Raw genomic sequence first — 19,901 nt, forward strand, 5'->3', positions numbered from 1 at the left:
GAGAACCGCACCCTGCGAGAGGCCGATCCCACAGCACACCCAAGGCACGAAGCCCACCCTCAAACACGGGGCGGGCTGGAGAACCCGGCCCTGCCCGAGGCACACCCTGCCCCGCCGGAGATCGAGGCACGCCCCCGGGCCGGAGGCCGACCCCCGGCCGAGGGGCGTGGCGGGCGGTGGTGGCGGGCTCCCGAGGAGGTCCGGGGGAAGGGGCTGCACCCGGGGGCCTGGTGGCTGTGGGCGCTCGGGCTCGCCGTCGCCGCCTCGCGCACCACCAACCCCCTCCTCCTCGGCCTCCTCGTCGCCGTCGCCGGCTACGTCGTCGCCGCCCGCCGCACCAGCGCCCCCTGGTCCCGCTCCTACACCGCCTTCCTCAAGCTCGGCCTCGCCGTCATCCTCATCCGCGTCCTCTTCTCCACCCTCCTCGGCTCCCCCATCCCCGGCTCCCACACCCTCTTCACCCTCCCCGAGGTCCCCCTCCCCGACTGGGCGCGCGGCATCCGCGTCGGCGGCCGGGTCACCGCCGAGCAAGTGGTGTTCGCGCTGTACGACGGCGCGAAGCTCGCCGCGCTCCTCGTCTGCGTCGGCGCCGCCAACGCCCTGGCCAACCCCGCCCGGCTGCTCAAGTGCCTCCCCGGCGCCCTCTACGAGGCCGGGGTCGCCGTCGTCGTCGCGATGACCTTCGCGCCGAACATGGTCACCGACATCGCCCGCCTCCGCACGGCCCGCCGGCTGCGCGGCCGGCCCACCGGCGGGATCAGGGCCGTCGCCCAGATCGGGCTCCCGGTCCTGGAGGGCGCGCTGGAGCGGTCCGTCGCCGTCGCCGCCTCCATGGACGCCCGGGGCTACGGCCGCAGCGCCGAGGTCCCGCCCGCCGTGCGCCGCACCACCACCGCCCTCACCCTCGGCGGGCTCCTCGGGGTGTGCGCGGGCACCTATGGACTGCTCGCCGCCGAGGGCGCGGTGTACGGGCTCCCGCTGCTCGGCGCCGGGCTCGCCGCCGCCGTCGTCGGGCTGCGTCTCGGCGGTCGCCGCTCCCTGCGCACCCGCTACCGCCCCGACCGGTTCGGCCCGCGCTCCTGGCTGGTCGCGGCGTCGGGCGCGGCCGTCGCCGCGGCGATGATCTGGGCCGGGACGCACGACCCCGCCGCCCTCCACCCCTCCGTCGTCCCGCTGACACCCCCCTCCCTCCCCGTGTGGCCGGCCCTGGCGATCGGCATCGGCCTGCTCCCCGCGTCTGTCGCCCCCGTACCCAAGGAGTCCCCGTGATCCGGTTCGACGCGGTGTCGGTCACCTACGACGGGGCGCCGGGCCCGACGCTCCGGCACGTCGACCTCACCGTCCCCGAGGGGGAGCTGGTGCTGCTCGTCGGCCCCTCGGGGGTCGGCAAGTCGACCCTGCTCGGTACGGTCTCCGGGCTCGTCCCGCACTTCACCGGCGGCACCCTGCGCGGCCGGGTCACCGTCGACGGCCGGGACACCCGCACCCACCGCCCGCGCGAGCTGGCCGATGTGGTCGGCACGGTGGGCCAGGACCCGGCCGCGCACTTCGTCACCGACACCGTCGAGGACGAGCTGGCCTACGGCATGGAGTCGCTGGGTCTCGCCCCGGCCGTGATGCGCCGCCGGGTGGAGGAGACCCTCGATCTGCTGGGCCTCGCGGAGCTGCGGGAGCGGCCGATCGCGACCCTGTCGGGCGGGCAGCAGCAGCGGGTGGCGATCGGTTCGGTCCTCACCCCGCACCCCAGGGTGCTGGTCATGGACGAGCCCACCTCGGCGCTCGACCCGGCGGCGGCCGAGGAGGTCCTCGCGGTGCTCCAGCGGCTCGTGCACGACCTGGGGACGACCGTGCTGATGGCCGAGCACCGGCTGGAGCGCGTGGTGCAGTACGCGGACCAGGTGATCCTGCTCCCCGGCCCAGGGCTGGCCCCGGTGCTGGGCGCCCCGGCCGATGTGATGGCGGTCTCGCCGGTGCGGCCCCCGGTGGTGGAGCTGGGGCGGCTCGCCGGGTGGGAGCCGCTGCCGCTCACCGTCCGGGACGCCCGCCGGCGCGCCCCGGCGCTCCGGGAGCGCCTCGCGGACCGCTCACCCTCCGTACCCCGGTTCACGGGCCCGCCCCCGGAGCCCCTCCCCGAGCCCGCGCCCCGGCGGCGCAGGGGTCTGTTCTCCGGGCGCGGGGCCCCCGCGCCCGCCGCCGCGCGCACCGGCACCGCCACCGCCGCCGTGGAGCGGCTGACCGTGCGCCGGGGGCGGGTCACCGCTCTCCGCGAGGTCGCTCTCACCCTCTCGCCCGGTGAGACCGTCGCCCTCATGGGCCGCAACGGCGCGGGCAAGTCCACCCTGCTCTCCGCCCTCGTCGGCCTGCTCGAACCCACCTCGGGCACCGTCACCACCGGTGGCCTCGCCCCGCACCGCACCGCCCCCGCCGCGCTGGTCCGCCGGGTCGGTCTGGTGCCGCAGGAGCCGCGCGATCTGCTGTACGCGGACACCGTGGCGGCCGAGTGCGCCGCGGCCGACACCGACGCGGGCGCCGCGCCCGGCACCTGCCGCGCCCTGGTGAGCGGGCTGCTTCCCGGAGTGCCCGACGACACCCACCCCCGTGATCTCTCCGAGGGGCAGCGGCTGGCGCTCGCGCTCGCGCTGGTCCTCACCGGCCGTCCACCGCTGCTGCTGCTCGACGAGCCGACCCGGGGTCTGGACTACGCGGCCAAGGCCCGGCTGGTCGCGGTCCTGCGGGGGCTCGCCGCCGAGGGGCACACCATCGTGCTCGCCACCCACGATGTGGAGCTGGCCGCCGAGCTGGCGCACCGGGTGGTGATCCTCGCCGACGGGGAGGTCGTCGCGGACGGGCCGACGGCCGAGGTCGTCGTGTCGTCGCCCGCCTTCGCCCCCCAGGTCGCCAAGATCCTCGCCCCCCAGCAGTGGCTGACCGTCTCCCAGGTCGAGGAGGCGCTGTGAGCGGGCGCACCGCCGCCGCGCGGCCCATCCGGCTCGGCCCGCGTTCCGTCGCCGCCCTCGCGCTGGTCAGCGCGATCGGTGTGGTCGCGTTCGGCTGGCCGCTGCTCGCCGACCCCGGCTCGGGTCTGGTCGCCCACCGCGCCGACGCCCCCTGGCTCTTCGCCCTGCTGCTGCCGCTGCTCGTGGCCGTGGTGGTGGCGACGATCGCCGACACCGGGATGGATGCCAAGGCGGTGGCGATGCTGGGGGTGCTCGCGGCGGTGGGGGCCGCGCTGCGCCCGCTGGGCGCGGGCACGGCCGGTCTGGAGCCGATGTTCTTCCTGATGGTGCTCAGCGGGCGGGTGCTGGGGCCGGGCTTCGGTTTCGTGCTGGGCTCGGTGACGATGTTCGCCTCGGCGCTGCTGACGGGCGGGGTCGGGCCCTGGATGCCGTTCCAGATGCTGGCGATGGGCTGGTTCACCATGGGCGCGGGGCTGCTCCCGGGCCCGGAGCGGCTGCGCGGGCGCGGGGAGGTGCTGCTGCTGGGGGTGTACGGGACGGTCGCGTCGTTCGCGTACGGCACGGTCATGAACCTCCAGGGGTGGATCTTCATCGGCGGGCTGTCGTCGGGGATCTCCTTCCACCCGGGCGATCCGGTGCACGAGAACCTGGTGCGCTTCCTCGCCTACTGTGTGGCGACCTCGCTCGGCTGGGACCTGGGGCGGGCGGTGCTGACGCTGGTGCTGACCCTCACGCTGGGGCCGACGCTCCTCAAGGCGCTGCGCCGGGCGACCCGGCGGGCCGCCTTCGAGGCGCGGGTCACATTCGAGGGGCCGGCGGAGGGGCCGGGCGGTGAGGCGGCCCACAGGGCTTAGGTCCTCCACTAAGCGGGATAGGGGCGTGGCGGGGGCCCGGGGCGGGGGCGGGGCGGGTCGAGCGCGGGGGCGGTGCGATCCCGGCTAGTACCGGGGGTCGTTGCGCCGGGGCCGGCGGGCTGCTCACATGGGTCCGGTCGCACGGCGCGTCCTGTGCTCGCGTCCGTTCCGGTTCGTTCCGGTCCGGGAGCCCGGCAGCCCGTGCGACGGCAATGTCCCCGACGTTAGGTGTTCTCTGTGTCGCGCTCCTCCCTGCTCAGCCGTATCGCCCTCCGCCCCCGCACCGCCCTGGCCGGCTCGGCCCTCGTGGCCGGTTCCGCCGCGCTGGTGCTGGGTGTGAACGTGTCGGCGGCGTCGGCGGCCCCGGCCGCTCCGGCGGCTCCCACGGCGGCGTCGGCGAAGGCCATCGCGAAGAAGGTGATCAAGGATGAGGCGCAGTTCACGTGCTTCAGCGAGATCGTCGCGAAGGAGAGCAACTGGGATGTGAACGCGCAGAACCCGTCGAGCGGGGCGTACGGGCTGGTGCAGGCGCTGCCGGGCGGGAAGATGGCGACGGCGGGGGCGGACTGGAAGACGAATCCGGAGACGCAGATCGAGTGGGGGCTGGGGTACATGAACGAGCGGTACGGGAGCCCGTGCCAGGCGTGGACCATCTGGCAGACCCAGGGCTGGTACTGACCCTCCGGGTGGCCGCCCTCGCCGGTGTCCGCCCCCTCGCCGGGGGCCGGCCCCCGAACCCCCGCTCCTCAATCGCCGGAGGGGCTGAACAACTCGGCCCGCCCGGAAGACCCACCGGCCCGTCCGGAGAAACCACCGGCCCACCCGGAGGAATCACCAGCCCGTCCGGAGAAACCACTGGCCCACCCGGAGGAATCACCAGCCCGTCCGGAGAAACCACTGGCCCGTCCGGCGCTTGAGGACAGACCCCGCACCCCGGACCCGGTAACCCAGCCCATCCGGCGCTTGAGGACGGACCCGCGCCCCGGGGCTCGGAAGCACCCGATTCCGCCCCCTCGTCGGGGGCCGGCCCCCGAACCCCCGCTCCTCAATCGCCGGAGGGGCTCGGTAACTCAGCCCGTCCGGAGGAACCACCAGCCCGTCCGGCGCTTGAGGACAGACCCCGCGCCCCGGGCGGGCCGCGCCGGGCGGGAGCCCGGCGGCACACATCCCCGCCCCCCGCAGGGCTACACCCGCTGAAGGATCGTCGCCGTCGCCAACCCTCCCCCCGCACACATCGTCACCAGCAGAAACTCCTTGTCGCGGCGCTCCAGCTCATGCAGCCCCGTCACCATCAGCCGCGCCCCCGTCGCCCCCACCGGGTGCCCCAGGGCGATCGCTCCCCCGTTCACATTCACCTTCTCCAGGTCCTGGTCGAAGACCTGCGCCCAGCTCAGCACCACCGAGGCGAAGGCCTCGTTGATCTCGACCAGGTCGATGTCCCTCAGGGACATCCCCGCCTTCCCCAGCACCGCGCGGGTCGCGTCGATCGGGCCGTCCAGGTGGAAGCGGGGGTCCGCGCCGACCAGGGCCTGGGCGACGATCCTCGCGCGGGGGCGGAGCCGCAGCGCGCGGGCCATCCGCTTGGAGGTCCACAGCAGGGCGGCCGCGCCGTCGGAGATCTGGGAGGAGTTGCCCGCGGTGTGCACCGCCGTCGGCATCACCGGCTTCAGGGTGGCCAGCGCCTCCGTGCTGGTGTCCCGGAGCCCCTCGTCGCGGTCGACGAGCCGCCACATCCCCTGGCCCGCCCCCTGCTCCTCCTCCGTGGTGGGGACCTGCACCGCGAAGGTCTCGTCCTTGAAGCGCTCCTCCGCCCAGGCGGTGTGCGCGCGCCGCTGCGAGAGGAGGCCGAGGGCGTCGACGCGCTCCCGGGTCAGCCCCCGGTGGCGGGCGATGCGCTCGGCCGCCTCGAACTGGTTCGGCAGGTCCACGTTCCACTCGTCGGGGAACGGCTTCCCCGGCCCGTGCTTGGACCCGCTCCCGAGCGGCACCCGGGACATCGACTCGACCCCGCAGCTGATCCCCACGTCGATGACCCCCGAGGAGATCATGTTCGCGACCATGTGCGCGGCCTGCTGCGACGACCCGCACTGGCAGTCCACGGTGGTCGCGGCCGTCTCGTAGGGCAGCCCCATCGCGAGCCAGGCGGTGCGCGCCGGGTTCATGGACTGCTCACCGGCGTGGGTGACCGTGCCGCCGACGATCTGCTCGACGCAGTCGGGCTGGATTCCGGTGCGGCCGAGGAGTTCGCGGTAGGTCTCGCCCAGGAGGTAGGCGGGGTGCAGATTGGCGAGCGCCCCTCCGCGCCTGCCGATCGGGGTGCGCACGGCTTCGACGATGACGGGTTCCGCGGCCATGACTCGTCCTCTCCTCGCTGCACGGGCGTCCCGGCACTCCGCGCGGGAACTAGTACGCGTTCTAGTTCTCCCGCCAGTCTGCTGAGAGTTACCTTCGGTACGCAAGGGTCCTGCACGCCCTTACCGCACCCCGTGGCGGACAACGGACACCGCCGCGCCCCTTGCCACTTGCGGCACTCGTCACTAGCTTTCGGGCCACTTCTGATGGGTCGTCAGAGACCGACGCCAGAGCTGGAGCTGCCCATGCCCTGCCCCCATCTGCCCGAAGGGTTCGACTTCACCGACCCCGATCTCCTCCAGGCCCGCGTGCCCCACCCCGAGTTCGCTCTGATGAGGGAGACCGCCCCGGTCTCCTGGATACCCCAGCGGCGCGGCATCTCGGGCTTCGACGACGAGGGGTACTGGGCGGTGACCCGGCACGCGGACGTCAGACACGTCTCCACCCACCCGGAGCTGTTCTCCTCCTACCGGAACACGGCGGTCATCCGCTTCAACGAGTCGATCCGGCGCGACCAGATCGACGTCCAGCGGCTGATCATGCTCAATATGGACCCGCCGGAGCACACCCGGGTCCGGCAGATCGTCCAGCGCGGCTTCACCCCCCGCTCGGTCAACTCCCTGGAGGCGGCCCTGCGCGACCGCGCCCGGGGGATCGTGGAGACCGCGCTCGGCGGTCCGGCCTCGGCCGGCGGCTCCTTCGACTTCGTCAGCAACATCGCGGTCGAACTCCCGCTCCAGGCCATCGCCGAACTGATCGGCGTCCCCCAGGACGACCGGGCCCGGATCTTCGGCTGGTCCAACACCATGGCCTCGTACGACGACCCCGAGTTCGCCGTCACCGAGGCCGCCGGGATCGAGGCGACCATGGCGTTCATGGCGTACTCGATGAACCTCGCGGCGGCCCGCAAGGAGTGCCCCGCCCAGGACATCGTCTCCCAGCTGGTCGCCGCCGAGGGCGCCGGCAATCTCTCGTCGGACGAGTTCGGGTTCTTCGTCATCCTGCTGGCCGTGGCGGGCAACGAGACCACCCGCAACGCCATCACCCACGGCATGCACGCCCTGCTGACCCACCCCGAGCAGTGGGAGCTGTTCAAACGGGAGCGCCCCGCGACGGCGGCCGAGGAGATCGTGCGCTGGGCCTCCCCCATCGTCTCGTTCCAGCGCACCGCCACCGAGGACTGCCTCCTCGACGGGCAGGAGATCAGGAAGGGGGACCGGGTGGGTCTCTTCTACTCCTCCGCCAACAACGACCCCGAGGTCTTCGACCGCCCCGGGGAGTTCGACATCACCCGTGACCCCAATCCCCATCTGGGGTTCGGCGGCGGCGGACCCCACTTCTGCCTGGGGAGGTCACTGGCGGTGCTGGAGATCGATCTGATGTTCAACGCGCTCGCGGACACCCTCCCGGACCTCCGGCTCGCGGGCGATCCGCGCCGGCTCCGCTCGGCGTGGCTGAACGGTGTGAAGGAACTCCAGGTCACCGCGGGAGGCTGAGCCCGGGCCCCGGCCCGCTCCGCAGCCGCTCCGGTGGCGGAGCGCCCCGTACGGGCGGATGCTGGCGGGACGCGGCGATCCACCCCGGGGGGTGCGGGAGCCCTCCCGTACCCCCCGGGGCCGCACCCGTGTCCGGTCTACGGCGCCGGGACCGCCGGCTTCCCCGGCTTCCCCTTCGGCTCCCCCGGCTCCGCGGCCCTGTCCTCCTCCACCGGGGCCTTCTTCTCCCCGGTGCTCCCGCCCGGCTCCCGCGCCGCCGGAACCGCGACCGCCACCACCTCGGCGGCGGCGCCCGGCTCCGGCCGCGGCCGGAGCCCCCGCCGCCCCGACAGCAGCCAGGTGAGGCCGAAGCCCGCGGCGACGACGACCGCGCCGCCCAGCGCGTCCAGAATCCAGTGGTTGGCCGTGCCGACGATGACACAGATCGTGATCAGCGGATGGACCAGGCCCAGCAGCTTCATCCAGAGCTTCGGCGCGAGCAGCACCACGACCACACCGCACCAGAGCGACCAGCCGAAGTGCAGCGAGGGCATCGCCGCGTACTGGTTGGTGAGCTGGGTGAGCGGGCCGAACTCCGGATTGGCGAGATCCTTGGTGCGGTGCACGGTGTCGATGAAGCCCATCCCCGGCATCAGCCTCGGCGGGGAGAGCGGATAGAGCCAGAACCCGACCAGCGCCAGCAGCGTGGCGAAGGCCAGCGCCGAGCGCGCCCAGCGGTAGTCCGCGGGACGGCGGATGTAGAGCACCGCGAGAATCAGCAGCGGCACCGGGAAGTGGAACGACGTGTAGTAGAAGTTGAAGAAGCCCTCCAGCCACGCCACGTCCACCACCGCGTGATTGACCCAGTGCTCGATGTCGATGCCGATGGCCTGCTCGATCGAGTGGATCTGACGGCCGTGCTCACGGGCCGCCTCCACACTGCCGGTCGCGGCGAGCCGGATCTGCGAGTAGATCGAGTAGCCGACCCGGATCACGATCAGTTCGAGCAGCAGATTCGGCCGGCTGACCACGCGCCGCCAGAACGGCAGCAGCGGAATCCGGCTCCAGCGCGAGGGCAGCGGGGCGACGTACTCGGTGGGGACGGGCCGCCGGAAGTGCGGTGAGGTGCGCGGCAGGAACGGCACCGCGCAGGCCGCGGCGAGCGCGGCGATCAGGACGGCGTTGTCCCGGACGGGGTGGAGCACGACGATGTTCGGCAGCAGCATCTTGCTGGGCAGGGTCACCGTCAGCACGGTCAGGACCGGCCAGAGCATCCGGTCCGACCGGCGCGTGCCGACCCGGCCGACGACCGCGAGCAGGACCCAGATCAGCTGGTGCTGCCAGGTGGTGGGCGAGACGGCGACGGCGACACAGCCGGTGATGGCGACGGCCAGCAGCAGCTGGCCGTCGCGGGCGTACCGGACGGCGCGGCGCAGGCCCAGCCAGGCCACCCCGGCGGCCAGCAGCAGATAGAGCGCGATCTCCAGCGGCCCTTCGAGGCCGAAACGGAGCAGCGCGCCGTGGAGCGACTGGTTGGCGAGGCCGTCGGCGTGGCTGCCGAGCCCGGCGCCCGCCGCATGGTCCACCCAGTACGTCAGGGAGTCGCCCGGCATCGCGGCCCAGGCCAGCACCGTGCAGGCGGCGAAGGTCGCGGCGGAGGTGACGGCCGCCCTGCGGCGCCCGGTGAACCAGAGCAGCGGCGCGAAGAGCAGCACGGTCGGCTGGAGGGCCGCGGCGACACCGATCAGCAGGCCGGACGGTCTCTCGCCGCGCACGGCGAAGCAGCCGAGGAGGACCAGGAGGACCGGGATGATGCTGGTCTGGCCGAGGTGGAAGCTGTTGCGCACCGGCAGCGAGATCATCAGCAGGCTGAGCGCGACCGGCGCGGCCAGCAGTGAGCTGCGGCGCGAGACGGGCCCGGGCAGGGCGCGTGCGACGACGAGGGCGATCCCGACGACGAGCAGCAGGGTGCCGAAGGTCCAGGCGACGCCCAGGCCCTGTTCGGCGGCGCGGGTGAGGGGTTTGAGGACCAGCCCGGCGAAGGGGGTGCCGGTGAACCGGTCGGTGTCGTACAGCGATCCCTCGACACGCAGGACGCCGTTGTCGCCGAGCCAGGTCTCCAGATCCAGGAAGCGCTCGCCGGGGGGCAGTCTCAGCACCGCCGCCGTCTGCCGTATGGCGAGGACGGCGGCCACGAGCCACAGGGCGACCCTCGCCGCACCCGTCCTCGTGTCCGTCGTCGCACTCCCGCGCACGCTGTGCTCCGCGTTTGCCACGTCGCGCCGCGCCTCCCCTACGTCTTCGTTCCGTTGTGTCCGGTCTTCCTCTGGTTTCCCAGAGCCTTGCACTGCCCGTTCCGGAAGACCCGGGCAACCCCCTCGTTGCCTGACAGGCGACCGGAATGCGGCCGTTTTCCGCCGGCTCTTCCCGGCGGGCGCCGGGTGGTGCGACGGGTGCGGGGTGCCCGAGGGGGCATGCGGGGGGAACATACAAGAACCGCGGCGGACGCCTGCCCACCACGGCTGCTCGGGACGGACCCGGAACCCCTCACTGACCTAAGTTTGACGCATGAATCAGAGGACTCAGCAGCCCCGGGGCCACAACGACGAAGTATGGCGGGACGTCGACCGCTACATCACCGGCCTTCTCGCCCCTGATGACGCTGTGCTGACCGCCGCTCTGGCGGAGAGCGACCGGGCCGGTCTGCCGGAGATCGCCGTCGCGGGCAACCAGGGAAAGCTGCTCCATCTGCTGGCGAGAACGCAGGGCGCGCGCACGGTGCTGGAGATCGGCACCCTGGGCGGCTACAGCACCATCTGGCTGGCTCGCGCGCTGCCGGAGGGCGGCAGGCTGATCTCCCTGGAGTACAGCGCGGAGCACGCCGAGGTGGCCCGGACCAACATCGCCCGCGCGGGTCTGGACGCCGTCGCGGAGGTGCGGACGGGGGCGGCGCTGGAGACGCTGCCGCTGCTGGCGGCGGAGCCGGGGGCGGGGCCCTTCGATCTCTTCTTCATCGACGCGGACAAGAAGAACAACCCGCGCTATGTGGAGTGGGCGCTCAAGCTCTCCCGCCCCGGCAGCGTGATCATCGTCGACAACGTGGTCCGGGGCGGCGCGATCCTGTCGGACGACGGTGCCGACCCGTCGGTCGCGGGCACCCGGGCGATGTACGAGCTGGTGGCGCGGGAGCCCAGGCTGGAGGCGACGGCGGTGCAGACGGTGGGGACGAAGGGGTACGACGGGTTCCTGATCGCCCGGGTCGTCTCCTGAGCCGGCGGGCCTCCTCGCGCCGCGCCCCGGGCCCCGGGAGCCCGCCGCCGGGGCCCGCCGCCGGACGGACGACCCCGGACGGACGGACGACCCCGGACGGACGACCCCGGGCAGACGGACGGCCCCGGACGGACGGCTACCCCCGGGCGTCGGCGCGGGCCTGCTCCTCGATCCGGCGTCTGGCGTCCTTCCAGTCGATGGGCAGCCGCTCCACCGGCACCTCCCAGAAGGTGAAGGTCGTCGACCGCATGGTGGGCCGGATCGTGGTCATCACGCTCTTGTGCGGCTCGGTCCGCACGAAGGCGTAGAGCGCGTCCCGGTCCACCCACGCGGAGAGCGTGTAGAAGACCCGTTTCGCCGGCTGGGCGTCGAGCGAGGCGCCGAGGGCTCCCGGCGCCGTCCGGACCTGCTGCCAGACGGAGAACGACTTCAGCAGGAAGCGGGGGACATCGGCCAGGGAGCGGACCTCCAGCCGGGACGCCATGACATAGGCGCTGGTGCCGGGGGTCGCCGGCTGGGGGGTGACCCAGGGAAGAGCGGGCATCGGGGTCCTCGCTTCCGTCGTCGGCCCGAGGCACTTCCACGGTAGGGAGGGACCCCGGGCCCGGCGATCGGGGCGGGCCCGGATACGTCCGTCCGGGTGGGGCCGGTGCTCGGGGACGGGCCCGGCCCCGGGGACGGCGCCCGGGTCAGCGGACCGCGAGCCGCCAGAGCGAGGTGATCTCCCCCGCCCGGGCGGTGTGCAGCGGGTCGTCGGCGTCCCTGGCCCGCGGGTGCCTCGGCCGGGTGTCGATCCGGTCCACCACCCGCAGCCCCGCGGCCCCGATCGCGTCCGTCAGTTCGCCGGGCGCCCGAAGCCCCAGCCGCTCGGCCAGGTCCGAGAGCACGAGCCAGCCCTCGCCACCGGGCAGCAGATGGTCCGGCAGCCCGGTGAGGAAGCCGTGCAGCATCGTGCCGCCGGGGTCGTAGACGCCCTGCTCGACGGCGGAGGACGGCCGGGCGGGCAGCCAGGGCGGATTGCAGACGGCGAGGTCGGCGCGGCCCTCCGGGAAGAGCGCCGGGCCGGTGACCTCGACCCGGCCGGCGGGGCAGAGCCGGCGGACGTTCTCCCGGGCGCAGACCAGGGCGCGCGGGCTGATGTCGGTGGCGACGGTGCGCCCGAACCCCCGGCGGTCCAGGACGGCGGCCAGCACCCCCGTCCCCGTACCGAGGTCGAACGCGGTGCGGCCCGCCGCGGGGGCGGGCAGCGGGGCCTCGGCCACCAGGTCGACGTACTCGCCCCTGACCGGCGAGAACACCCCGTAGTGCGGATGGACCCTGGCGTCCAGGGCCGGGATCTCCACCCCCTTCGTGCGCCACTGGTGGGCCCCGATCACGCCCAGCAGCTCACGGAGGGAGACCACGGCCGACCCGTCCGGCGGCCCGTACGCCTCGGTGCACGCGCGGCGGACATCGGGGGAGCGGCGCAGGTCCAGGCCGTGGTCGCCGTCGAGGAGCACCAGCAGCCGGCCGAGGACACGGGCGCGGTGGCCGCGGGCCCGGCGGTGGAGGTGGAAGGATTCCGCGGCGGTCGCCCCGGGGACGGGACCGGGGGTCTTCCGGTCGACCCGGCGGCCCATCGCCTGGAGCAGCGAGCGCGCGCCGGGGAAGTCTCCGCGCCAGAGCAGCGCCGTGCCCTCGCAGACGAGGCGGTGGGCGGTGGCGGCGTTCATCCGGTCGTCGGCGACCTCGACGCGCCGGGGCGCGGGGGTCGCGTTCTCGGAGTGCCAGCGGGCGGACCGGGGGGTGCCGGCCTCGGTCCAGTGAACCCTGGGCACTGCGGACTCTGAGGATGCTGAGGACGCTGAGGACACCGGGCGCTCCTGGTTGGTGCTCGGACATGCGGCGAAGGGGCAGCGGGGAGCACGTCGGCGGGGAGGGGGAAGGGGGCCGGGGGCGGCCCGGAGCTTTGACCTTGCCACAGCCCGCTCCCCCGGACAAATGTCCTGTCGCCGGGGAGGTACGGTCGAATCCCGCTCCGTTCCTGCGAATTCTGCGAAGGACTGCCCCGTGGCCAGTGTGGTGAAGATCAATGTTCTGAACGTTCCGGCCGATCAGCGCGAGGTGCTGGAGAAGCGCTTCGCCGCCCGCGCCGGGTCCGTGGACAGCGCCGACGGATTCGAGTGGTTCGAGCTGCTGCGTCCGCTGGAGGGCACCGACGACTACCTGGTGTACACAAGGTGGCGCAGTGAGGCCGATTTCGAGGCGTGGATGGCGGGCTCGATGCGCGGGGCGCACGCGCCGGCGTCCGGAGCCGGGGGCGGACAGGGCGGCCCCGGAGCTGCGGACGGCGCGGGTGGCGAGAAGCCGAAGCCGGCCGCGACCGGTTCGACGCTCTGGTCGTTCGAGGTCGTGCAGTCGGCGGGCCCGAAGAGCTGAACCCGACGGAAGGCACACCGGCCGGCCCGGGGCCGAAAACCCCTGGCCAAAGGGGCTCTTACCGGGATACACAGGGCGCTGTGACCTCCTGGACCATAGCCCCCGAAGTCTTCGACTCGCCCGACGCGACCCGGTTGCGCCACGACTACTACGCCGATGTCGCCGGCCGCTACTGGAAGCGGCCGGCGACCGCCGGCGAGGTCGCGGGCGGGCTCGCCGGTGACGGTGTGGAGCTGCTGACGCCGCCCACCGGGGATTTCCTGGTCGGGCGGTACGACGGGGTGGCGGCGGCCTGTGGCGGGGTCCTGCTGCTGGACGCGGACCGCGCCGAGCTGACCCGGGTCTTCGTGCGCCACGCGTACCGCGGGAAGCGGGGCGCCGGGCTGCTGATGGACGCGCTGGAGGAGCGGGCGCGCGGGCTGGGGGCGCGGCGGATGGTGCTCAACACCCGGCTGGACCTGGTCGAGGCGCGGGCGCTGTACACGCGCCACGGGTACGCCGAGATCCCGGCGTACCGCACCGGTCCGTACATGGACATCTGGTACGGCAAGCGTCTCTGACCCCGCTCGGGTCAGGGAGCCCGGTGGCCGCGCTCGGGTCAGGGAGCCCGGTGGTCGCGCTCGGGCCCCGGCCCGTGCGGCCGTTCGCCGTCGGAGCCGCACAGCTCCGCGTTCAGCTCCTCCACCAGCTGGACGAGGTCGGTGGGCCGCTCGGGTCCCCACCAGTCGCCCAGCAGCTCGGCGAGGGAGTCCTCGCGCGCCTTGGCCAGCCGTACGGCGGTCCGCAGCCCGCTCTCGCTGAGCATGAGCTGCACCCCCTCGCGGCGGACGAGACCGCGCTCCTCCAGCTGCCGGGAGGCGTCGGTGATCACTTCCAGCGGTACGGGGGTGGTGTCGGCGAGCAGACCGGGTTCCACGGTCCCGTGGCGGCGGATGCGCAGCAGGACCCAGCTGGCGGCCGGCAGCAGGTCGTACCCCGCCTTCGCGGTGATCTTCTCGTACACCTTGCGGCGGCCGTCGCGCGAGCCGAGGACGGAGAGCGCGCGGGCGCACTCCTCCTGGGAGGAGCGCTCCACCGGGTTGGAGGCGAGGGTCTGGCTGGCCTCGGGGGCGGTGACCGAGCCGCGCAGCCGGTCCTCCTTGAGGAACCAGGCGACAACGAAGGCGACGAGGACCACCGGCACCGCCCAGAGGAAGACATCGGTGATCGCGGAGGCGAAGGCGTGGATCACCGGCTGCCGGAGCCCCGGCGGGAGCTTGGCGATGTCCTGCGGGTCGGCGGCGAGATCGCCCGCCTGCGCGCCGGGCGGCACCGGGCGGCCCCGGAGGACATCGGCGAGCTTGGTGTTGAGCCCGTTGGAGAAGATCGTGCCGAAGATGGCGACACCGAAGGAGGCCCCGATGGAGCGGAAGAAGGTGGCCCCGGAGGTGGCCACGCCCAGGTCCTCGTAGCGCACGGCGTTCTGCACCACCAGCACCAGCACCTGCATGACCAGGCCGAGTCCGGTGCCGAAGACGAAGAAGTAGGCGCTGATCTGCCAGTTGGAGCTGGTCTCGGTGAGCCGGTGGAGCAGCAGCAGCCCGATCACCGTGATGCCGGTCCCGGCGATCGGGAAGACCTTCCAGCGGCCGGTGCGGCTGACGATCTGCCCGGAGACGGTGGAGGCGGTCAGCAGCCCGATGACCATCGGCAGCATGTGCACACCGGAGAGGGTCGGGCTGATGCCGTGGACGACCTGGAGGAAGGTCGGCAGGAAGGTCATGGAGCCGAACATCGCGAAGCCGATGATGAAGCTGATGACGGCGACCAGGGTGAAGGTGCGGATACGGAAGAGCCGCAGCGGCAGCACGGGTTCGGCGGCCCGGCGCTCGACCCGGATGAAGAAGACCAGCAGCACCAGGCCGAGGACCGCGAGCCCGATGATCCGGGCCGAGTCCCAGGGCCAGGTGGTGCCGCCGAGCGAGGCGACGAGAACCAGACAGGTGGCGACGGAGGCGATGAGGAAGGTGCCCAGGTAGTCGATGGTGTGGGGGGTGGAGCGGACCGGGATGTGCAGGACGGCCGCGATCACCAGCAGGGCGACGATCCCGATGGGGAGATTGATGTAGAAGACCCAGCGCCAGCTCAGGTTGTCGGTGAAGAATCCGCCGAGCAGCGGGCCGAGGACGCTGCTGGCGCCGAAGACCGCGCCGAAGAGCCCCTGGTACTTGCCGCGCTCGCGGGGCGCGACGATGTCGCCGACGATCGCCATCGACAGGACCATCAGCCCGCCGCCGCCGAGCCCCTGGAGCGCGCGGAAGCCGATGAGCTGGGGCATGTTCTGGGCGATGCCGCAGAGCGCGGAGCCGATCAGGAAGATGACGATCGCGGCCTGGAAGAGCTTCTTGCGGCCGTACTGGTCGCCGAGTTTGCCCCAGAGGGGGGTGGCGGCGGTGGAGGCGAGGAGATAGGCGGTGACGACCCAGGAGAGGTGCTCCAGGCCGCCCAGCTCGCTGACGATGGTGGGGAGGGCGGTGGAGACGATCGTCTGGTCGAGGGCGGCGAGCAGCATGCCGAAGAGCAGGGCGCCGATGGCGATCATCACGGAACGGCTGTTCTGCCCCTCGCCGGGGGCCGGGCTCGTGGGGCTGCTCACTTCCTGAGCCATGCCGTCTCCTCGGGGCCGGGTCCTTTCCATCGTGTGGGGTGGGGGCGGTTCTGGCCTGCGGAGGGGGGCCGGGGGTGGTGTCCGGGCGGAATGATTTGTACCATGACAAAACAAAGTGGTTCCGTCCGTACTCCCTGACCGGCGGGCGGGACCGCCTTGTTCCCCCGCACCACGGACGTACGGAGCACACCCATGCCGGAGAACACCCTCACCGCCCGTGCCCTGCTGCTCGACATGGACGGCACCCTCGTCAACTCGGACGCGGTGGTGGAGCGGCTGTGGCGCGAGTGGGCGGTGGGGCACGGGCTCGACCCGGACGACGCGCTGAGGGTCGTGCACGGCCGGCAGGGGTACGCCACCATGGCGGCGCTGCTGCCGGAGCGGCCGATGGAGCTGAACCACGCGGAGAACGCGGTGATGCTGGCGCGCGAGACGGCGGACGTGGAGGGGGTGGTGCCGGTTCCGGGCGCCCCGGCCTTCATGGGGGCGATCGAGGACCTGCCGCACGCGCTGGTGACCTCGGCGGACGAGGCGCTGGCACGGGCGCGGATGACGGCGGCGGGGCTGCGGATGCCGGTCGTGCGGGTGACGGCGGAGAGCGTGGGGGCGAGCAAGCCGCATCCGGAGGGGTTTCTGAAGGGGGCGGCGGCGCTGGGGGTGGCTCCTGCGGAGTGCATAGCCTTCGAGGACTCGGAGGCGGGGATCGCGGCGGCCCGCGCGGCCGGGGTCCGCGTGGTGGGCGTGGGCCCGCGCGCCCTCCCCCACTCCCCCGACCTCCACGTCGACGACCTCCGCGCCCTCACGGTGAGGAGCACCCCGCACGGCACTTTCCAGGTGACGGCTTCCGCCCCCAGCCCGGCGACGACATGAGCCCGGGGCAACCGACCCGGGCGGGGTCACCTCCCAGAGGCAGCTCAACCCAGCCCCGCCGGGGACACCCCCCAGAGGCAGCTCAACCCAGCCCCGCCGGCGATTGAGGCGCGGAGGTTCGGGGGCCGGCCCCCGACCGTGGCCCGCACCCTGCGGGCACCCGTGGCCCAGAGGGATGCGCACCCCCGTGGCGCATCCAGGACAACGGGCCCCCGGCAGCCCCCGCGCTTCGTAGGCTAGAACCTCCAGCACACCGGAGGTTCAAGCAATGGTGAGCCAGATCACATGGACAATCGGCGAGCTGGCAGCCCGCACCGGGCTGCCGGTCAAGACCGTCCGGTACTACTCCGACATCGGCCTGCTCCCCCTCTCCGGCCGCTCCCCCGGCGGCCACCGCCGCTACGCCCCCGAAGCCCTGAACCACCTCACCCTGATCCAGCAGCTCCGCGCCCTCGGCACCCCCATCGCCACCATCACCCAGGTCACCACCGGTGAGCGCAGCCTCGCCGACCTGGTCGCGGAGGCCCTCGACCGCACCCGCTCCCACCTCGCGGAGCTCCAGTGGCGCCAGGCCACCCTGGAGGCCCTCGACGACTGCTCCGACCAGGAGCGCCTGCGCCGCCTCACCGTGCTCTCCCGCGTCCAGCGATTACCGGACGCCCGCCTCGACCTCGCCCGCGCCTGGGAGCGGATGATCCCCCGGGACGTCCCGGCCCACCTCACCGACCTGATCACCTCGCAGGCCGTCCCCGACCCGCCCCGCGACCCCTCCCCCCAGTCGGTACTGGCCTACGCGGAACTGCACACCCTCGTCGAGCACCCCGGCTTCCGGGGCTACTGGACCCCGCCCGCCGTCCGGGACCGGGCATCCCTCTACTCCGCCCAGCTCGACGCCTCGCTGCTGGCCTCCGCCGCCGTCGCCAGCGGCCTCCCGCCCCAGCGCGGCGAGGCGCTCAACCGGTTCACGGGCGCCTGCGCCCGCGCCAAGGGCGTCGACGACACCCCCCTCTTCCGCGCCTCCATGCGCGAGGAGATCCGCCCCTCCCTGCGCCCGTTCCGCCTCTACTGGCAGCACATCGCCACCCTCCGGGGCGACACCCCCTTCAGCCTGGGCAGCTCCCACTGCTGGCTCGCCCAGGCCCTCGTGGCGGAACAGCGCCGGGTGCCGGCGAAGCCGCCGGGCGGCGCGGACACCCCACCGGGTCAGCCCGTGATCGCCTCGTAGAGGCTGAACCCGGCCAGCGCCAGCATCAGCCCCGCCGCCACCTTCGTGATCAGCTTCAGCGGCACATACTTCATCAGCGTCCGCCCGCCGAGGATTCCGATCCCCGCCACGGCCCAGAGCGCCAGGACGGCCCCCAGCCCCACCGACACCGGGTCGTCGTACCGCGCCGCCAGGTTCGCGGTCATGATCTGGGTCAGATCGCCGAACTCCGCGACCAGGATCAGCATGAACCCCGCGCCGGAGACCTTCCAGAAGGACTGGTCGGCGGGCGGCTTGATGCTCTCCCCGTCCTCGTCGTGCTTCCGCAGGAGCAGCACCAGCGCCCCCGCCAGGAAGAGCGCGCCCACCACCGCCTGCACCAGCCGCTGCGGCAGCAGCGTCAGCACGCTGCCGGCGGCGATCGCGAGCGCCACATGGACGACGAAGGCGGCGGCGACGCCGGCGAAGACATAGGACGCCCGGTAGCGGGTGCCCAGCATCAGACCGGCGAGCGCGGTCTTGTCGGGGAGCTCGGCGAGAAAGACGACCCCGAAGGTGATCGCCAGGACGGTGAAGCTGATCACGGCTGTGATTCCTCAATCGGTCGGGCTGTCCGCACCGAGAGACCAGACGTGAAAAGGGGTCGCTTCGGCACGGCAGCGTCCAATGAACACTGCGGCCGAAGGTCTCGCTGGCGGTCCGCTGAACGGTCCGCCTCCGGGCGCCGGCCGGGCCCAGGGCCCAGCAGTATGTCGACGTTCCGGCGAAGAGCTACTCCCCTTCTGCTCCGTTCAGGGTACGCCACCCCCGGCGCCCGCGCCCGGCCTCACCCGGCCCGGTGCAGCCTCCCCCGCGCCACCAGCTCCAGCACCACCGCCACGGCCACCGCCTGCACCGCCATCAGCCCGACCAGGACGAAGAGCTGCACCGCGCCCGCCAGCAGCGGCGAGGCCCCGCCCAGCAGCATCCCGACGAAGGCGCCGGGCAGGGTGACGAGCCCCACGGTCCTGGTCTGGTCGAGACCCGGGAGCAGGGCGTCCGCCGCCGGACCCCGGGCCACCTCCAGCCGGGCGTCCCGGTCGAGCAGCCCGAGGGCGAGACCGGCCTCCACCTCGCCGTGCCGGGTCCGCAGCTCGTCCAGCGCGCGCCGCCCGGCCAGCACGGTCACGGTGAGGGCGCCGCCGATGAGAATCCCGGCGACCGGCACCAGGGCGATGCCCTTGAGCGGTACGAGCCCGGTGAGCAGCAGCGCGGCCAGGACCGGGAAGACACCGGCGGCGATCGGCGGCGCGGCCCACCACCAGCTCCCGTTCGGGGTGATCCGGCGGCCGGCGGTGCGTACGGCGACGGCGTACATCAGCAGCACGAAGGCGAGGAGCAGGGGCACGGAGCGCACCACCCACCCGATGACCAGGGAGACGGCGGCGAGCTGAGCGGCGGCCCGGACCCCCGCGACCAGGATCTCCCGGGACCGTCCGAGGTGGGCGAGCGCGGCCACCGCCGCCGCCACGGCGAGCAGGACGGCCAGCACGGCCCCGAAGGTGGCATTGACCGTCAGCAGCACCCGGCAACCCTACGCCGCACCCGCACCCGCCCGCCCGGGTCCGAGTCCGGGTCCGCCGGTCCGGGCCGGCGCACCCGCACCCGCCCGCCCGGGTCCGGGTCCGAGTCCGGGTCCGGGTCCGGGTCCGCCGGTCCGGGTCCGGGTCCGCCGGTCCGGGTCCGCCGGTCCGGGTCCGGGTCCGCCGGTCCGGGTCCGCCGGATTCTCCGAGAGATCCGGGAAGGGCCGCGTCTCTTCCTGGTCACTCCAGGAGGAATCTCAGTGAGAACCAAGAAGATCACCGTCACCGCGC

General features: G+C 73.5%; 17 protein-coding genes. 10 read left to right on the top strand and 7 right to left on the bottom strand.

Annotated features, from left to right (window positions below; genetic code table 11):
- The first annotated feature begins 213 nt into the window (after positions 1 to 213).
- The 4 genes from ABT122_RS03050 (at position 214) to ABT122_RS03065 (ending at position 4,489) form a co-directional block, all read left to right on the top strand.
- Positions 214 to 1,269, top strand: a complete 1,056-nt coding sequence (locus tag ABT122_RS03050) for an energy-coupling factor transporter transmembrane protein EcfT (RefSeq protein WP_502976087.1) — start codon at positions 214 to 216, stop codon at positions 1,267 to 1,269.
- Complete coding sequence (locus ABT122_RS03055) at positions 1,266 to 2,957, top strand: ABC transporter ATP-binding protein (protein ID WP_351544386.1); 1,692 nt, start codon at positions 1,266 to 1,268, stop codon at positions 2,955 to 2,957. Before ABT122_RS03050 ends, ABT122_RS03055 begins: the two co-directional genes overlap by 4 nt.
- Positions 2,954 to 3,811 carry an ECF transporter S component gene (locus tag ABT122_RS03060; RefSeq protein ID WP_351544389.1) on the top strand — a complete coding sequence of 286 codons (858 nt, stop codon included), beginning with the start codon at positions 2,954 to 2,956 and terminating at the stop codon, positions 3,809 to 3,811. The genes ABT122_RS03055 and ABT122_RS03060 overlap by 4 nt, the downstream gene beginning before the upstream one ends.
- A gap of 237 nt (positions 3,812 to 4,048) precedes the next feature.
- Complete coding sequence (locus tag ABT122_RS03065) at positions 4,049 to 4,489, top strand: aggregation-promoting factor C-terminal-like domain-containing protein (protein WP_351544392.1); 441 nt, start codon at positions 4,049 to 4,051, stop codon at positions 4,487 to 4,489.
- Positions 4,490 to 4,995: 506 nt separating this feature from the next.
- Here ABT122_RS03065 and ABT122_RS03070 read toward each other — a convergent pair.
- Positions 4,996 to 6,165 carry a steroid 3-ketoacyl-CoA thiolase gene (locus ABT122_RS03070; RefSeq protein ID WP_351544395.1) on the bottom strand — a complete coding sequence of 390 codons (1,170 nt, stop codon included), beginning with the start codon at positions 6,163 to 6,165 and terminating at the stop codon, positions 4,996 to 4,998.
- A 243-nt stretch (positions 6,166 to 6,408) separates the two neighbouring features.
- Between ABT122_RS03070 and ABT122_RS03075 the strand changes: the two genes are divergently transcribed.
- Positions 6,409 to 7,659 carry a cytochrome P450 gene (locus ABT122_RS03075; RefSeq protein ID WP_351544398.1) on the top strand — a complete coding sequence of 417 codons (1,251 nt, stop codon included), beginning with the start codon at positions 6,409 to 6,411 and terminating at the stop codon, positions 7,657 to 7,659.
- A 137-nt stretch (positions 7,660 to 7,796) separates the two neighbouring features.
- Here the strand turns inward: ABT122_RS03075 and ABT122_RS03080 are convergent, their stop codons facing one another.
- Positions 7,797 to 9,893, bottom strand: coding sequence for a bifunctional glycosyltransferase 87/phosphatase PAP2 family protein (locus ABT122_RS03080; protein ID WP_351544401.1), 2,097 nt, complete (start codon positions 9,891 to 9,893; stop codon positions 7,797 to 7,799).
- A 313-nt stretch (positions 9,894 to 10,206) separates the two neighbouring features.
- Between ABT122_RS03080 and ABT122_RS03085 the strand changes: the two genes are divergently transcribed.
- Positions 10,207 to 10,908: an O-methyltransferase gene (locus ABT122_RS03085; protein ID WP_351544404.1), complete on the top strand. Its 702-nt coding sequence runs from the start codon at positions 10,207 to 10,209 to the stop codon at positions 10,906 to 10,908.
- A 136-nt stretch (positions 10,909 to 11,044) separates the two neighbouring features.
- Here the strand turns inward: ABT122_RS03085 and ABT122_RS03090 are convergent, their stop codons facing one another.
- The gene (locus ABT122_RS03090) at positions 11,045 to 11,452 is read right to left on the bottom strand and encodes a DUF3291 domain-containing protein (protein WP_351544407.1); all 408 of its coding nucleotides are present in this window, start codon (positions 11,450 to 11,452) and stop codon (positions 11,045 to 11,047) included.
- Between the two features lie 145 nt (positions 11,453 to 11,597).
- On the bottom strand, positions 11,598 to 12,725 hold the full coding sequence (locus tag ABT122_RS03095; RefSeq protein ID WP_351544410.1) for a methyltransferase: 1,128 nt from the start codon (positions 12,723 to 12,725) through the stop codon (positions 11,598 to 11,600).
- A gap of 232 nt (positions 12,726 to 12,957) precedes the next feature.
- Between ABT122_RS03095 and ABT122_RS03100 the strand changes: the two genes are divergently transcribed.
- Together ABT122_RS03100 and ABT122_RS03105 are read left to right on the top strand one after the other, a co-directional pair.
- Entirely contained in the window at positions 12,958 to 13,326 is a 369-nt protein-coding gene (locus ABT122_RS03100) for an antibiotic biosynthesis monooxygenase family protein (protein WP_351544413.1), read from the top strand.
- An 80-nt stretch (positions 13,327 to 13,406) separates the two neighbouring features.
- Positions 13,407 to 13,886 carry a GNAT family N-acetyltransferase gene (locus ABT122_RS03105; RefSeq protein WP_351544416.1) on the top strand — a complete coding sequence of 160 codons (480 nt, stop codon included), beginning with the start codon at positions 13,407 to 13,409 and terminating at the stop codon, positions 13,884 to 13,886.
- A 38-nt stretch (positions 13,887 to 13,924) separates the two neighbouring features.
- Here ABT122_RS03105 and ABT122_RS03110 read toward each other — a convergent pair whose 3' ends face one another.
- Positions 13,925 to 15,973 (bottom strand): MFS transporter, encoded by a 2,049-nt coding sequence (locus tag ABT122_RS03110; RefSeq protein ID WP_351544419.1) that lies wholly within the window; start codon positions 15,971 to 15,973, stop codon positions 13,925 to 13,927.
- 192 nt (positions 15,974 to 16,165) lie between these two features.
- Here ABT122_RS03110 and ABT122_RS03115 point away from each other — a divergent pair, with 192 nt between their 5' ends.
- On the top strand, positions 16,166 to 16,843 hold the full coding sequence (locus tag ABT122_RS03115) for an HAD-IA family hydrolase (RefSeq protein ID WP_351544422.1): 678 nt from the start codon (positions 16,166 to 16,168) through the stop codon (positions 16,841 to 16,843).
- A gap of 268 nt (positions 16,844 to 17,111) precedes the next feature.
- Positions 17,112 to 18,068 carry a helix-turn-helix domain-containing protein gene (locus ABT122_RS03120; protein ID WP_351544424.1) on the top strand — a complete coding sequence of 319 codons (957 nt, stop codon included), beginning with the start codon at positions 17,112 to 17,114 and terminating at the stop codon, positions 18,066 to 18,068.
- Here the strand turns inward: ABT122_RS03120 and ABT122_RS03125 are convergent.
- Together ABT122_RS03125 and ABT122_RS03130 are read right to left on the bottom strand one after the other, a co-directional pair.
- Positions 18,047 to 18,631, bottom strand: coding sequence for a TMEM165/GDT1 family protein (locus tag ABT122_RS03125; protein ID WP_351544426.1), 585 nt, complete (start codon positions 18,629 to 18,631; stop codon positions 18,047 to 18,049). The two genes, ABT122_RS03120 and ABT122_RS03125, sit on opposite strands and share 22 nt — an antisense overlap.
- Positions 18,632 to 18,873: 242 nt before the next feature.
- Positions 18,874 to 19,611, bottom strand: coding sequence for an ABC transporter permease (locus ABT122_RS03130; RefSeq protein WP_351544429.1), 738 nt, complete (start codon positions 19,609 to 19,611; stop codon positions 18,874 to 18,876).
- Between the last annotated feature and the right edge of the window lie 290 nt (positions 19,612 to 19,901).

Source organism: Streptomyces sp. NPDC001985 (assembly GCF_040296845.1).
In the GTDB taxonomy this organism is placed as follows: Bacteria; Actinomycetota; Actinomycetes; order Streptomycetales; family Streptomycetaceae; genus Streptomyces.